This window comes from Streptomyces gilvosporeus (assembly GCF_002082195.1).
GTDB lineage: Bacteria > Actinomycetota > Actinomycetes > Streptomycetales > Streptomycetaceae > Streptomyces > Streptomyces gilvosporeus.
This window is the reverse complement of the sequence record NZ_CP020569.1, coordinates 6418580-6433313: the sequence shown is the minus strand read 5'-3', so window position 1 is coordinate 6433313 and position 14734 is coordinate 6418580. Positions and strand designations below refer to the sequence as shown.

Below are 14734 nucleotides of genomic sequence, written 5' to 3'. Positions count from 1 at the left end.
CTCGCGAGTTTTTATACATGTAAGGAAAATAGCGCCAGGGGATCGACGTTGTCGACACCTGGGAGATGATGAGGGCATGCCGCAACCGCCCGCACCGCGCAAAACCCTCGGCCGGCCTCCCCGCATCTCCCGCGAGGAGGTCGTCACAACGGCCCGTCGGATCGTGGACACGGAAGGCGTGGACCGGCTGACCATGCGGCGGCTGGCCACGGAGATCGGCAGTACGCCGATGGCGCTCTACCACCACGTCCGCAACAAGGAAGAACTGCTCGTCCTGCTGCTGGACGACTACGCCACGCGGACGCTGCACCGACCCGACCTGCCTGCTCAGCCCCGCGAGCGGATCGTCGTCGCCGCTGCCACGATCCACGAGGCGCTCGCCGCCTGCCCGTGGATCGTGGAGGTGCTGACAGCCGACGACCTGATGGCCACATCCGCTCTGTGGTTTGTCGAGCAGATCGTTGACGGCCTGGTCGAATGCGGCCTGTCCCCCGAGCGGGCAGTACACGGCTACCGCGCGATCTGGTACTACACCGCTGGAGAAATCGTGGTCCGCGTGACAGCGGCCCGGCGGCGCACAGACGATGACCGTCCCACCTACCGGGAGCAAGTCTTCGCCGATCTCGACCCGGGCGAGCTACCCCGTTTGGCACAGGTCGCGGACCACTGGGCACCGCTGACCGCCGAGGACACCTACCTGGACGGGCTCCGAGCCCTGGTAGACGGCCTCCTGGCTCCCCGTTGACGTGCTCATTCAGTTCATATTCTCAGCGCCGATCCGGTGCCAATGCCTCCACCTCAGATCCCCACGAAGCCGATCTCATGATCGCTGCGATCTGCTGCTGGTGACCTCCTCGGCGCGGGCGGCGAGGTACTCGGCCCAGTCACGTCTTGCGTAGGCGACCCAGCGGAGCGCGGTGTGGCTGTGCATCCCGGTCACGTCGGCGAGGATCGGGCTGGGAAGATCAGCAGCGAGGGCGGCCAGTGCCCCGTTGCGCGCTGTGCGAACCAGGATGCCGTGCCGGTTGAGTTTCTGGGTCATGCCGTGCGTCGAGATCGGCTTGCCCGGGACCATGCCAGGGAAGAGCCATCGAGGGCCTGGGTGGGCTCGCGAGAGCTGCGGCCGCAGTTGGGGCTGTTCGGCAAGTTGCCGAAGGAGCTCGGCGAGCCGTGGAGGCAGCAGGACGGGGTGGCGGCCCAGGACCAGGTGGGCGTGCTTGTCACCGAACTTGAGGTGTTCAGGCGTCAGATGGCAAAGACGTTCGGTGGACAGGCCGAACAGCAGGGTGATCGCGCCGCCGGCCCGGACGTCCGTCGGCAGGGCATCGTCGGTCAGGCAGCGTTGGAGGAGCCGCCAGCGAGCCTCGTCGTCGAGTAGGTTCTGGGGCTCCTGGCTCGGGATGGAGGGCACGGTCAGTTCGCAGGTGAGCCGGCGGCTCGTGGTCCATTTCAGGAAGTAGCGGATCAGGTAGCGCCGCTGGCTGGTGGCCCCGGCGATCCAGTCGTCGACATGCTCCTGGGCGAGGTCGGCGAGGGCCAGGCCGCGTTGGTCCATCCAGGCCAGGAAGTCGAGGGCGATGCTGACGCGGCGCCGCAGGTCGCGGTCGGCGGAGGCCGGATGGCGGCGTGTGGCGGCCCGCTGGCGTGCTCGCCGAAGCAGGAACCAGTGCAGGAACGGGCGGGCGAGGCTGGCGTGCGCGGCCGGCTTGTCCGCGAGTTCGTGCTCCAGCCAGCCCGGGATGCGTTCGATGTCCTCGTTGCGTTCCTCCAACACGCCAGTGTGGACGAGGAGTTGGCGGATGTATCGCTGGTTCCGGCTGGGCGGGAGTTCATCCAGCAGCTCGTGGCTGAGCTCGTGCCCTTCGGACGCCAGCCGGGCGAGGAGCTTGGTGTTCGGGCTCTCCTTAAGCCACTGGATAGCAGGGAATGGTGAGGGAGCGTCCGCCAGTGCGGCCGCGAGCGGTTCCAGCTGTGGGGTGATCGTGCCGTCGGGCCCGGCCAGCAGGGCGTTGACCCGCTCGGCGAGGACGCAGTGAGCGCATCGGCCGCGGCTGTGAGGATTGCCTGCCCCGCCGCACTGCTTGCAGATGTAGTCAGCGGCGAATCCGACACATGGTCCGCAGATCTCGGCGCCGTCGTCATCCCGCGCGATCAGCGGCTGGACCATGCCGCAGCGCGGGCACTCGGCCGGTGAGCGGAGCACGGCGGTGTAGCACGTCATGCAGACCGGCCCGATCGGCCAACGGGTGTTGACCGGCTTGGTTCGGCCGCAGCGGGCGCACGGCTCGCCGCTGCGATGACGCTGATAGCAGGTGGCGCAGACCGGCTGACCCTGTTCGTCGCGGCTGGCGCAGGGGCGGACCCTGCTGCAGATCGAACAGGTCACGTCGGGGCCCTGGTAGCAGCCGTCGCAGAGGTCCGGCTGCCCGTCTCGCGCGTTGCGGGCGATGCGCTTGAGCTGTCCGCACCTGCCGCAGAGCCTTCGTGGCCGGCGATGGCGGTTGTAGCAGAGGTGGCAGAGTGCGCCGTCGTCGTCAACGAGGGCGGCGGCTGCGGTCTTTCCACAGCTCACGCAGGTGCGCATGGGGCGTTTCCAGCACTTGATGCACAGCCCTCGGCCGTCGTCCCGTCGTACCACCGGGTGTCGGAACTGCCCGCATTCGGCGCACTCCTCGAATGTGGCTGGGTCCGCGCGGTAGCAGCGATGGCAGATCGGTCCCTCGGGGCGTCGGGCGACGACGCGCTGGCCGTCGCGCTGGCATCGTGCGCAGGTTTCGCGTTGGCGGCTTCGGGCGTCGCATGTCCCGCAGAGCCGCCCTTCGGGGCGGAGTTGCCGCAGGTCGGACCGGATCTTTCCGCAGTGTGCGCATCCGGGGCGAACGACCGGGTGTCCGGCTTCGTGCAGCACCTGGGCGAGCCGCAGCAGAACCGGTGGGCAGAGGGAGCTGCCCGAGGTCAGGGCGTCGGGGTGTGCGGCCATGTGATCGGCGAGTTCTTCCAGGAACCGAGCGGCGCCGCGGACAGGGATCGGCACTGCCGCTTCCAACGCCGCGTTCGCATCGGCGGTACTGATGGCCGGCAGGACCTTGGTGACCTGGCCGACAGCGGCGTTCGTAGCAGCTTCCATCCGCGCAACCTGCGCGGCAAGACGGGCGACGATCGACGGGGCGGTCGGAGAAGGGGCGGTCACAAGCCCTCCGGCCGCCGGATCGAGGTCCGGCGCACGGCCGGCAGCGGGCCGGGCGTCTCGCCGCCGGCGGTCTTGCGTACCTCTTCGTTGACGACCTGAACCTCGATGAGGTCGTTGGGCCGGCAGCCGAGGATGTCGCACAGAGCCGCGAGAGTGTCCATCGACAGCCGCTGCGGCGGCTGCGTGACCAGGCGGAAGACCTGCTCGCGCGAGAGGTTGACACCCCGTTCGGCCAGCAGCGGCACCAGGTCGGTGGTCTGGAACATCTCCTTGTCGGCCATGAGCTTGCGCAGGTTCCAGCGGTAGCCCATCTTCTTGATCACTTCGGGTCCTCCCAAATGCCGGGGAATCGCTGGCCCAACTTCTTGTGCAGCAGCCGGTTGCGGTACTCGTCCGAGACGCCGGTATAGAGGGCCGTCGTGCTGGCATAGCCGTGGCCGGCCTGGTCCTGGATGAACCTTTCCGGGTAATCAAATTCGGTCAAATGTGTGATATAGGAATGCCTCAGGCAGTGCAATTCGAGTTCTTCGGGCAGGTCAGCGGCCTGCTTGGCGGCTTCGAAGGCTTCGTTCGCCGATCGGCGTGACAGTCGCCCGGCGCGTTCGGTGACCCAGATCGCCGGGTGCTTGCCCACGTTGAACCGGGGCCGGACCTCGGTCAGGTAGTGGTCGAGGTCGTCGACGATCCAGTCCATCTCCGGGACGGTGAAGATGGTGCGGCGCTTGGGCGGGCTGCCCTTGGAGGACTTGCCCCAGCGTACGAACACCGCCCCGTGGCGCTTGTATTGCGGAGCCTTCGGGTTGCGCCGCAGGTCGGCGAGGTCGAGGCCGACGTTCTCCCGACGCCGCATGCCATAGGCGTAGTAGGTCTTGATCAGGGCGGAGTCGCGCATCGCGGTCAATACGCCCTTGCGGCCGCGCTTCCGGATTTCCTCGACCCGCCCGTCGGCAGCGTCGAACAGGTCCTGGATCTCGTCGTAGGTCAGCGGCCGACGGCGCGGGTCGCCCTCGTACTCACTGACATGGGTGACGGTGTTCCACTCGTGCAGGATCTGGACCGGCACCTCACCGAAGCGCTCCTGACAGACGGACATCCAGCCGTAGCGCGGGTCGGTGATGTACTCGCAAAACAGCCGCAGGTGGTTCTGGTAGTTCCGGCCGCTCGACACCGTGAACGTCGGCGTCTTCGTGCGCAGGTGGTCGATGAACGCCTCGACCTCCGCCGACTGCCACTGCCACGGGTACTGGTTGGAGAACTCGGCGAACCGGCGGACCAGTGACAGCCGCGGCTTGATGGTTCCGTCCCACTTCAGAAAGCGGGCCCGCTGCTGCTTGGTCCACCCCTCCAGCATGGCCTCGAACACAGCCGGCTCGGGGTCCAGGTAGGAGATCCCGTCCACGAGCATCAGGTGTGCCGCACCCGCCAAATCGGCAGCTTTCGCCACTCCAACCTCCGTTGCGTTAGGTGCAACATTGTTGGGATAGCCTCGGTGGAGCGCAAGAGCCACTGGTAGATCGCTCGCACGGTGCGAGAGGATGGCGGAGCAGGCGCCCGTCACCTGCTGATTCGCGCTTATTCGAACCCTGCGGAGTGCTGCATCAGATGCAACTCCGCCCCGTTCTCGCTGTCGCGCATGCCGGAGAGGTAGGCGATGACGATGTAGCAGGCGATGTGCAGGTGCCGTGCCAGTGCGGCAAGGCTGTTGCGGTGGTTGTGGTGGGTGGCGATGCCCTCGACCCATGGCCTGCCGTCCGCATCCGGGGTGATGGGGATGGCGAAGAACGTGGTCGCGGAGATGCCGACGGCCGCGGCTGCCCCGTCGATCAGGTCACGGTGGTAGTCCAGTGAAGCCCGGGAACATCCAAGGGTCCGCGCGAGGTGCAGCTTGTTCAGTTTGCCGTCCAGTCCGGGCAGCGCTCGGCCGGCGGCAACGTGTTCGTCCAGCAAGACGCCGAGGGCCTGCCGCAGGTTTCTGCTCTGATGGAAGCCGGGGCCTGCCCTGTCCCCGCGGCGTTGGCGCCAGGCATCGGCGGCGGCCAGGATGTCCGGCGAGAACTCGTCGATGAACCGCAGGGCCCAGGCGAACAGCGGGCCGAGGACCTGTTCGGGGATCCGGGAGGTGGAGTTCTCCCCCGCCCTCGGCTGGGACTTGGACTCGCCCCAGCCGTCGACGTGCCGCGGGTCGAAGTGGAGACGGTCGGTCGTGAGCACGGTCCGCCACCGCCAGAACTGGCGGACCGCTGCCCGCGCCCGTGTCCGGCCGGCCTCCTTCTTCAGGACGGTGGTCAGGAACCGCTGGTAGTGCTGCAGGTCGTCTCCGGTCAGGTCGCGAAGGACGGTGGGACGAGCCTCCATCCAGTCCAGGAAACGGATGATCTCCCCGAACCATGCGTAGACGCTCTCGGGCGCCGGCCAGTCCTCGCCGTGCGGCAGCGGGCCGGACAACATGCCGTAGCAGATTTCCTTGATCACGCCCCGGAAGCGGGCAGGGATGCGTACGAATCTCAGGCTCATCTGCCGGCTCTGGTTCTTCAGCAGCACCGGCGTCAGCGGCCAGATGTCGGCGTCGAAGCGTGCGGTGTCCTCAAGCCGGAATTCGGGACGCAGCTGCCGTGCGTGCAGGACGAACGGGTTGGCGTCCAGTGAGGTCCTGTCCGGTTCGGCGCCGGCGAAGGTCAGCAAGGACATCACAGCTCCCACGGGTTCTCGGTCAGGTCCAGCAGGTCGTCGGTGGCCTTGGCTGCCGCCGCCTGCTTCACCTCGGCCGGGGTGAATTTGGCGAGGATGTCGCGGCGGATCGCCGCCCAGGCGGGCCCGTAGCGCTTCCACCAGTCGTCGACGGACAGATGCCTGCGGCGGGCCGCGAGGGCATCCAGCAGACCGAGCAGGTGAGGCAGGTGGTCGCGGGTGATCAAGCAGTTGCCGCAGTGGAAGCAGTCCAGGAAGGTGACCTGGCAGGGGGCATCGGTCGCCGGGTGGTGATCATGGTCCGTGCAGGCCGTCCAACCGGTGTCCAGCTGGCCGTCCGCTGCTTGTTCGGCGGTCTCCGGGTCCAGACCTGCAGCCGTCAGGCTCTCTGGGCTGACGGGACCCGAGACGACCTTCAACGTGTTCCCGGCGGCCTTGAGGGCTTGTTGGTGGGCCTGCAGAGCGGCCTGTTCGGCATCGACCAGTGCCTCACCGAGGACTTCCTGAGCCCACTCGGTGATCACGGGATCGCCGCTGAGGTAGTGGCGGAACAGGACCGCCATGGTGTTGCTCTTCGCGGCTGACGGCAGATGGCCGCCCATCCGCTTGGTCCGCCGGACTTCCATGCTGGTCTTGAGCCGGTTGAAGGTCACCTGGAGCGGGACCCGTTCGCCACCAGGCCTGGGGTCGGCCAGCAGCGGACGTGGCCGGTCAGCGGCCCAGCGCGGCATCAGCAGAGTTACTCCTTGCAGCGACCGCGCGAACGGGGCGAAATGTTCCTCCCGGCCCTGGACTCCGGCTCTGGTGCCGTGGCGCCAGACGCAGACCGCGAGTTCTGATTCGCAGAGCTGCCTGCTGCGAGCGGCGAGTTGAAGCAGCAGCAGGTAGACGCCTCCGGCGGTGTGCAGCTGCCGGTTCGCCGGACCGATCTCCCAGGTGACCGTCTCGAACCACCGCTTCGGACCGCGGCGCCGCTTGACCACCCGAACCTCCACCGCCTTCTCCTCCAGGACGCGGTGATGGGCCGGTAGCTCCTTGACGGTCTCGCCGTTGCGCTCGGCCAGTGCGGCCATCAGCAGGAGGAGAGGCACCAAGTCATCCAGGGTCAGAAACAGCTGGCCCGCCCAGGCCCGGCGTTCGGGCAACGCTTCATCGACCGGCCCGGGGAACGAGGGGACCTCGCCGGTGACAGCCATGTGCGCCAGCTGCTGGCCCTCGGCCCGTTGCTCTTCGCTGAGCGTCTGCGGTGCCTCCTGAAAGCGCCGCAGCAGCTCTTCACCAGTGGCGATGCGATTGCGGATGCGTGCGCAGTCCGCTCGCAGAGCGGCCATGAGCCGGGCCAGTTCGCCGTCGGAGTAGCCCACTGTGTCGATCTTTGGCCGCTTCTCGGACGTCGCTGGGCGGGCCTTCTTCTTGGTCCTCGTGTCCGGCAGGCGTCGCTTCAGGCAGTCCATGGCATCCGGGCTGATCAGAGGGGCGATCCCGGGAAGGACGAACAGCGAGTGGATCTCGCGGAGGTCGGTCGTGACGGTCGTCGGTGCGGACTCGGCGCGGGCGTCGAGGAAGGCGTCCAGGTGCTTGCTGGTCAGGTCCTCCGGCCTCGCCGGCGGGACGGGCAGCTTCGCCAGGAAGCGCATCAGTCGGCCCAGGCTCTGCCAGGCGCTGGTGGCCGAAGACAGCGTGCGTCGACCGCCGTCGGGCCCGGTCCGCTGGGCGAAGGCCGCGGCCAGCGCGGGGCGCCAATCGGGCAACGGTCGGGTGCCGCAGTCGAACCGGCCCTTCCGGCCGTCGTCGCCGTGGAAGTCGACGACCACCAGGTCCGGATTCCCCGCCGGGGTGGCCGGGGCGGTGTAGTAGTCCCCCTGGGGCAGGGCGGCCCGTCGGCCAGGTCCTGTACTTCCGCGTCCCGCGCGCCTCATTCCTCGACTCCCGGGGCGAGTGCGTCGTCCCCGAGCTGGGCCAGCGGCGTGTCGCGCGGGTCCTCCCAGACGTCGGGAACCAAGGCCATCCGGGTCTCCATCTCCAACTCCTGCAAGGCGTGCAGGTAGATCAGAGTGGTGAGGATCGACCGGTGTCCGAGTCTGCGGCGGACCCAGTCCAACGGGTCCCCGAAGATCCTCACGTAGTGGCCGCGCTGGTACTGGTTCATCGCGCCGAGCTGGGCGATGTGGGCGCGCTGAAGTTGTTCGAGGGTGACGACCGCGAACGTGTGACGCAGTAGGTGGGCGTGGGCCGCGAGGTCAAGACCGGCCGCGCGGCAGCGTTCGTTGGCCGTGGTGAACATGGCCTTCCAGCCCGAGACCGACATTGGCATGCCGTCCTCGGTCAGCCAGAGCATCGCCGGTTCCAGGCCGTTGTCCGTCTCCCGCAGCAGCCGGTAGCGCTCGGCCGGGGTCAGGTCGTTCAGCCGCATCCGTGTGATCCCGCCGGAAGACAGCGCGTGGACGACCTCCGGCCGGTCAGGGTCGCTGATTACCAAGGGACGGCGGATGCGCTGGTAGCGGCCCGCCGCCTGGGCCCGCTCCACGGCGTCCGCGCGGTCCCACTGCACGTAGTCGGCGATGTCCAGCACCAGGCTGTGCGGGACGTAGATCCAGCGTGCGGAGTAGTTCTTCGCGATGGGCCCCGGCAGCCAAAAGCGCTGGTAGCCAGTCACGTCGGTGCGGGAGGGAACCTCGAAGACGGAGAGGCAGGACTGTTCGGTCAGGCGCTCTCCCGTGCGCACCATCAGGTCGGAGAAGGCCGTGTTGCGAGAGGCCCACCGGCCTCGGAAGTGGCCGGAGGGCAGTCCGTCCGGCCCGTAGCCGCGTAGTCCGACGTCCCGCCAGAGCCGGTAGGTTCGCGGCGGCATCCACTCGATGCGCTCGCCGTTCTCGTCGTGCGCGTAGGTGGAAGGCACCGTCGCGGACGCGCGAGGGCCCAGCACCGTGCCCGGCGGGCCGGGCTTTGCCTGGCGCTGTGGAATGGGGTTCTCCGTCACGTGTCCCTTGCGGACCGCCCACTCGAAGAACTGGTTCACGAGGGCGACTTCCTGGTTCCAGGTGTCGCCCTCGACCCGCGGCCCGGCCCCGTCGCGCCGCCGCCACTGGTGGAATGCGAGGTGATCGGCCTCCGTGGCCTGCCGCCACGACTTTCCTCCGCGCGCGACGTGCAGGAAGCCGCAGAAGCGGGCCAGCGCTCGCGCTCGGTTGGCGTTGCTGTTCCACGGAGCAGTCAGAAGATTCGCCTGAAGGAAGTACGAGTTGAGCACCACGTCGTACTCAAAACGCGGCGAGAGCAGGTACGGCAGCCCGTCGGGAACCCCTGCTTCATCCAGCCACGAAGCACACCCCTCCCGGACTTCGTACAGGTAGGGAGGCACGTCCTCAAGCTCGGGTAAGTCCCGGCTGGCGAAGTGCACTGTCCACGTCGATTCGATCCGCACCGGCGGAAGCTACACCGGTCAGTGACCGCCTATGCACAACCGACCGCGAGGAGGAAGCGGGCGGGCATCCGCATCATCCCGGCTGCCCGGGCGACGACGACATGGCCCGATTCCAGGGGCTGGCGCAGGGCGTCCAGCACGCGGGCGTCGCACTCTGCGGCCTCGTCCACGAACAGCACTCCGTGATGTGCCAGGGACACGGCCCCGGGGCGGGGCAGTCCGGTGCCGCCGCCGACGAGGGAGGCCATCGTCGCGGAGTGGTGCGGGGCGCAGTAGGGCGGGCGGTCGACGAGGGGCTGTCCCGGCGGGAGGGTGCCGGCCACCGAGTGGACGGCGGTGACCTCCAGCGATTCTTTGGGGGACAGCGGCGGCAGCAGCCCCGGGAGGCGTTCGGCAAGCATGGTTTTGCCTGCTCCGGGCGGGCCCTTGAAGAAGATGTGGTGGCGTCCGGCGGCGGCGACTTCCAGGGCGTGCCGGGCGTTGTGCTGGCCCGCGACGTCGGCCAGGTCGAGTGCGCGGTCCCCCGACGGAAGACCGGCGCAGGCGCCGGTGCCGGGAACGGCCAGACCGGACAGGAGGGGGTCGGGGCGGCCGTCGCCGAGGGTGTCCTCGGCCTCGTCGGGTACGGGTTCGTCGGCGAGGACGGCGATGAGCTGGCGCAGGCTGCGGACGCCCAGGACGGAGACGCCGGGGACGAGCGAGGCCTCGGCCACCGTGCGTTCGGGTACGACGACCTGGCGGTATCCGGCGTCGGCGGCGGCGAGGACGGCAGGCAGGACGCCGCGTACGGGCCGGACCCTGCCGTCCAGGCCCAGTTCGCCGATCATCATCAGGTCGGTGAGTGCGCGGGGGTCGAGCCGTTCGGCGGCGCCGAGGACGGCGCAGGCCACGGCCAGGTCGAAGCCGCTGCCGCTCTTGGGGACGGAGGCCGGGCTCAGGCCGATGGTGAGCTTCTTCTGCGGCCATTCGGCGCCGGAGTTCACCACTTCCCTGATGATTGGATGTGTTCAAGCGCCAAGGGAGGCATCAGTTGAGCGAGTGGCATGTGGAGTGGGTACCGGATCCGGGGCAGTGGGGGACGCTGCCGCCGGAGGGCATCTTGGGGGTACAGAACCTGCCAGAGGCGGTGGGCCGGATCGGTTTGAGGCCGGGGGATCCGGTGTACGTGCGACCGGACGGCACGGTAGATACGGGGCTGCTGGATTTTGTCCGCTCCAAGGAATTCCGGAATCTTGAGCGGGAATCGAAGCGGAATTACGCGACGGATATCCGAATACTTCTGGAGTTTTTGTCGTCTCGTGGGGCGTCGTGGCGAGAGGCGACCGAGCAGGATCTCGCGGACTTCCGTGACTGGCGGTGCCGGGCCCCGGAGAACCCTCAGAGGATCGGTGGGACGAAGTGGAACCGTGAGGCGGCGGCGTTCACGAAGCTGTTCAAGTGGGGGAAGGTCTACCCGCTGCCGGTGGACGTGTCGCGGCGGGAGGACCGGGCAGCGGACTCGGTGAGTGCGCGGGTGTCGTGGCTGACGCCGCGGACCTGGGGCCTGTGGTCGAATGTCGGGCTGCGGGGGCACACCCGGGCGGGGGTGGCGGCGCCTGGGTGGGAGTCGCGGACGGAGATCCGCAATACGAGCTTCGTGCAGTTGCTGCTGAGTTCGGGGCTGCGTCGGCAGGAGGGGGGTTCGCTGCTGACGTTCGAGCTGCCGGCCCAGCGCCTGCGGCACGGTCGCTACCTGCACGGTCGCATCGCGGGCGCCGTGACGAGGTCGAAGAACACCCGCACGTTCTACACATCCATGGACGCCATCGGCCAGGTTGAGGCTTACGTCCAGTCCGAGCGAGCTTGGGCGATCCAGCGGGCTCAGGAAACGGGCGCCTATGACCGGTTGCCGATGATGCGGCTGGTCACGAAGGTGACGCGCGGACTGAAGCCGAAGGTCGAGTGGGTGGGTGCCGATGGCGTCGTCGGCGGGCAGGACCTGAACCGGTTGGGTTGGAGGGAACGGCAGTGGCTGTTCCTGGAGGGGCCGGATGGGCCGGAGCCGGCGTGGCTGTGGCTGACCGAGCAGGGCCTGCCGATGGACCCCGACCGTTGGAACGGCGTGTTCAGGAACGCGAACCTGCGCTGCGAGGAGGTCCTGCTCACCGAGGAGGAGCGGAAGGTCGAGCGGAGGTTCCGGCTCGCGGACGTCCGCGGGAAGACTCCGTACGCAACCCCGCATGCCGCCAGGCACTCCATGGCCCTCTACATGCTGATCCTGCTCAATGAGCTGTTCGAGTCCCGCTACGGGCTGACGAAGAAGGACCGGCGGGACTTCGCCCTGTTGTTCGGTGACCCGTGGTGGCTGGTGAAGACGGTCTTGGGGCACGTGGACGTGGAGACGACGAAACGGCACTACCTCGCCCCCGTCTCCCACCTGCAGCTGGAGTCGATCCTCGCCGCCGCCGAGACTACTGAGGAAGGCAAGGACGTCGAGAACCTGGACGACGTCTTCTCCCAGCTGGCCCGGGAGACGGCCGGCATCCAGGACATCGACACGCTCGTTGGGGTGGCCTCGTGAGTGGGCGGGGACGGCGGGCTGTCCCGCCGCCTCCTGACCACCACGTTGAGCCCCCGCTGGCCCCGGACGGGCTCGTAGTGACCGTGGTCAACAAGGCCGGATACAAGAAGGAGTACGACTTCGCGGATCTGCCAGTCCCCGAGCGGATACAGCGCTCGCTGGCCGCCCTGTTCGCCGCCCAGTCTCGCCGTTGGACCAGCCACGGAACCGCCAAGTTCAACTGGCAGAAGCTGCTGGTGTTCACGCGTTTCCTCTCCCAGTTGGAGAGCCCGCCAAATGACCTGGACGAGCTGAGCGCTGCCACGCTCAAACGCTGGCGCACCACGCATGTCAGCACCAACACCGGCAAAGCCACGCTCCGTGCAGTGCACGCGCTGTTGAAGCAGGATCCGCGGCTGGCCAGCGGGCCAGTGGCGGATGAGCTGGCCCGACGCATCCCCACGGTGAAACCGAGCAAGCGGTCCTACGAGGAGGCTGAGCGGGGGCGGGTGTTGCTGGCCGCGCAGCGGCAGTTCCGGTCCGCTTGGCTGCGGATACGCGAGAACACCTGTCTGCTGGAGAACTGGCGAGCCGACGGTCTGGTGAAGGGCAGCCGCGAGTGGCGACTCGGCAAGGTTTTGGACCAGCTCTCACGCACCGCTGACGTCCCGCGCACTGTCCTCCCGAGCGGGACGACCACCGTGACGAATCACAGACTTCTAGGCGGCAGGAACCCGGAGAAGACCTGGAGCAGGCTTTTTCTGACGCGCATGGAACTCACGGCGCTGGCCGTTCTGCTGACCGACAGGTTCGCCTGGAACCTCTCCATCTACGACCGTATGCCGACCCCCACCACGGTGCCGTCGGCCGGCGAGACGGCCTCAGTGACCTACCAGGTCCAGGTCGAAAAGCGGAGAGCGGGCGGGGGGCGGTGGTTCTCCACAGAGAACATCACCGACTTCGGGGCCGACTCCCCCGGGCGACTGATCACCCAGGCGCTGGAAGCCACTGCCCACGGACGTGCGCTGGCCGCCCGCCTGGTGCCGGGGACTGATCTGTTGATGGTCGCGCGCATGCACCGGCACGGGGTGCACCAGGACATGGATCGGCCCCGTCCGGTGGGCCTCTTGACCTTCGGTGTCTCTCAGGACGACGCAACATACTGGGCGGAAATCCACCGGTTGGCCGGATCGCCGTTCCAGCGAACTCGCAGGACGACCGTGACGCGCGAGGGGCGACCCCTCCAGCACACGCAGGGCACTCATCAGAGCGTCTACGTGCTCCCCGATGAGCGTGTTCAGGTCACTTCACAGGGTGTCTTCGAGGCCGGTGCACTTGAGGCCTTGAAGCAGGCCCAGGCTGTCGTCTTCGCTGGCCACGTCACGAACGCACCGGATCCGGCCCACCAAGAGACCGCGACGGCGGACTGCGAGGACGAGACGACCAGTCCCTGGCCTGCCCCGGAAGGCGGCTGCGGAGCGAACTTCCTGCTCTGCCTGGCCTGCCGCAACGCTCACGTCCACCCCGGCCACCACCCACGGCTTGCCCACCTGCACCAGCAGCTACAGAGCTTGCAATCCGTCTTGCCCGAGCACGCCTGGCGCGAGCGGTGGTGCGACCACCTGCTGCGGCTGGAGGACCTGCGTGACAAAGTCGGCGCGGCAGCCTGGAACGTGGCTCTCGCCAAGGTCGACGACAACGACCGCGCACTTGTCCAGCTCCTGGTGCAGGGAGAACTCGCCCCGTGACCACCAGCCCCGCTGCCGAGAATGACCCCTACCTGCTGCCCATGCCCGGCCCTGACAGCGTCGTGGTGCTGCCTCAATGGATCAGTGCTGGCAACACACACCCGAACTCCCGCTACCAGGACCTCATCTGGTCTCTGGCCCCGCTCATCGACAACCCTGGCACCCACCTCGCCAAGATCCTCTGGAGGAACTGCCCGGCACCCCTTCGTGGCCAGCTCAAACTGGCGGCCTGGACCATGATCAATGGTCAACTCCGGCCCACCTACCTCCAAGTCCGAGGGACCGCGGCTCGGGCCCGGACGTCCCCTCTGGACGTGCAGGGCACATGCCATGAGTGGTTGCGGCTGGCCAACTGGCTGTGCAAGCGCTCCATCACCAGCCTCGCCGCCTGCACCGAGGCTGACTGGCGGGCCTACGCCTCCGAGCGCTTCGACGATGGCGTGAGTCGCGGCCACGCAGAAAAGGTCTATGCCCGATTGGCAGATCTATGGGCATTCGACCAGCTCAGTGCGCGTCCTTCCGGCATTGTTCGGCCTCCGTGGGACACTGAGGGCGTCGACGACTTCCTTCCTGCGGCCAACGGCACGGGCGGAGGGGAGAATACGACGGAGCCGTTGGACCCACAGGTGCTTGGCCCGCTGCTGGTCTGGGCGATCCGGTTCGTCGACGACTTGTCCGACGACATCCTGACGGCCTGGGCCGAGAGATGTCGTCTGACTGCCCTGGCTACTACCAACAAGGCCACATCCACAAGCCGGGCCGCCCTCGCGGAGTATCTGCTACCTCTGGCCCGGAATGGCGCTCCATTGCCTGCTAGCTCGTCCGGCCACAGGCTGAGGCTGGCACACACCTACATCGCCGCCGTTACCGGCGTCAGCCGCAAGCAGGTCGAAGGGTTCGGCCGACGGCACGGTCTCTTGACCCTAGCCGCAGAACGCCCAGGGCCGTGTCCCATGCGAACGCCGATAACAGGACAGATCGACGGGAAGCCTTGGCGCGAGCACATGGACTTCAACGAGGCATCCGCCCTGATGCGGCACCTTGGCACTGCCGCCATGATCATCTGCCTCTATCTGACTGGCATGCGTCCGCAGGAGAACGGGGCGGAGTTGCATCTGATGCAGCACTCCGCAGGGTTCGAATAA

At 67.9% G+C, this 14734-nt stretch carries 10 protein-coding genes and 1 pseudogene; 4 read left to right on the top strand and 7 right to left on the bottom strand.

All coding sequences use genetic code 11. From position 1 onward, the window contains the following. Window positions 1-76 precede the first annotated feature (76 nt). Complete coding sequence (locus B1H19_RS28830; protein ID WP_083103473.1) at window positions 77-745, top strand: TetR/AcrR family transcriptional regulator; 669 nt, start codon at window positions 77-79, stop codon at window positions 743-745. A 75-nt stretch (window positions 746-820) separates the two neighbouring features. On the opposite strand, the gene B1H19_RS28825 is transcribed toward B1H19_RS28830, so the two are convergent. From B1H19_RS28825 to B1H19_RS28795, 7 genes and pseudogenes are all read right to left on the bottom strand, one after another. Next, entirely contained in the window at window positions 821-3190 is a 2370-nt protein-coding gene (locus B1H19_RS28825; protein ID WP_159027997.1) for an XRE family transcriptional regulator, read from the bottom strand. Beyond that, window positions 3187-3513: a helix-turn-helix domain-containing protein gene (locus B1H19_RS28820; RefSeq protein ID WP_083103475.1), complete on the bottom strand. Its 327-nt coding sequence runs from the start codon at window positions 3511-3513 to the stop codon at window positions 3187-3189. The genes B1H19_RS28825 and B1H19_RS28820 overlap by 4 nt, the downstream gene beginning before the upstream one ends. Continuing rightward, window positions 3510-4634 carry a tyrosine-type recombinase/integrase gene (locus B1H19_RS28815; protein WP_083103476.1) on the bottom strand — a complete coding sequence of 375 codons (1125 nt, stop codon included), beginning with the start codon at window positions 4632-4634 and terminating at the stop codon, window positions 3510-3512. Before B1H19_RS28815 ends, B1H19_RS28820 begins: the two co-directional genes overlap by 4 nt. 128 nt (window positions 4635-4762) lie before the next feature. Then, window positions 4763-5878: a hypothetical protein gene (locus tag B1H19_RS28810; RefSeq protein WP_083107632.1), complete on the bottom strand. Its 1116-nt coding sequence runs from the start codon at window positions 5876-5878 to the stop codon at window positions 4763-4765. Next, window positions 5878-7797 (bottom strand): hypothetical protein, encoded by a 1920-nt coding sequence (locus B1H19_RS28805; RefSeq protein WP_159028147.1) that lies wholly within the window; start codon window positions 7795-7797, stop codon window positions 5878-5880. Before B1H19_RS28805 ends, B1H19_RS28810 begins: the two co-directional genes overlap by 1 nt. Then, window positions 7794-9239, bottom strand: coding sequence for a site-specific integrase (locus tag B1H19_RS28800; RefSeq protein WP_203237250.1), 1446 nt, complete (start codon window positions 9237-9239; stop codon window positions 7794-7796). The genes B1H19_RS28805 and B1H19_RS28800 overlap by 4 nt, the downstream gene beginning before the upstream one ends. A 104-nt stretch (window positions 9240-9343) precedes the next feature. Further along, window positions 9344-10288, bottom strand: a pseudogene (locus B1H19_RS28795) (ATP-binding protein); the annotation flags it as partial. Between the two features lie 44 nt (window positions 10289-10332). On the opposite strand from B1H19_RS28795, the gene B1H19_RS28790 reads away from it, so the two are divergent. From B1H19_RS28790 to B1H19_RS28780, 3 genes are all read left to right on the top strand, one after another. After that, the gene (locus B1H19_RS28790) at window positions 10333-11862 is read left to right on the top strand and encodes a site-specific integrase (protein ID WP_083109931.1); all 1530 of its coding nucleotides are present in this window, start codon (window positions 10333-10335) and stop codon (window positions 11860-11862) included. Window positions 11863-11939: 77 nt separating this feature from the next. Next, window positions 11940-13589, top strand: coding sequence for a hypothetical protein (locus tag B1H19_RS28785; RefSeq protein ID WP_237289542.1), 1650 nt, complete (start codon window positions 11940-11942; stop codon window positions 13587-13589). Next, window positions 13586-14734, top strand: a complete 1149-nt coding sequence (locus tag B1H19_RS28780) for a hypothetical protein (RefSeq protein WP_083107628.1) — start codon at window positions 13586-13588, stop codon at window positions 14732-14734. Before B1H19_RS28785 ends, B1H19_RS28780 begins: the two co-directional genes overlap by 4 nt.

What these genes read in the sequence shown, in the direction of transcription:
- B1H19_RS28830 (WP_083103473.1), top strand. Translation starts at nt 77, where the DNA reads ATGCCGCAACCGCCCGCACCGCGCAAAACCCTCGGCCGGCCTCCCCGC.
- B1H19_RS28810 (WP_083107632.1), bottom strand. Translation starts at nt 5,878, where the DNA reads ATGTCCTTGCTGACCTTCGCCGGCGCCGAACCGGACAGGACCTCACTG.
- B1H19_RS28805 (WP_159028147.1), bottom strand. Translation starts at nt 7,797, where the DNA reads ATGAGGCGCGCGGGACGCGGAAGTACAGGACCTGGCCGACGGGCCGCC.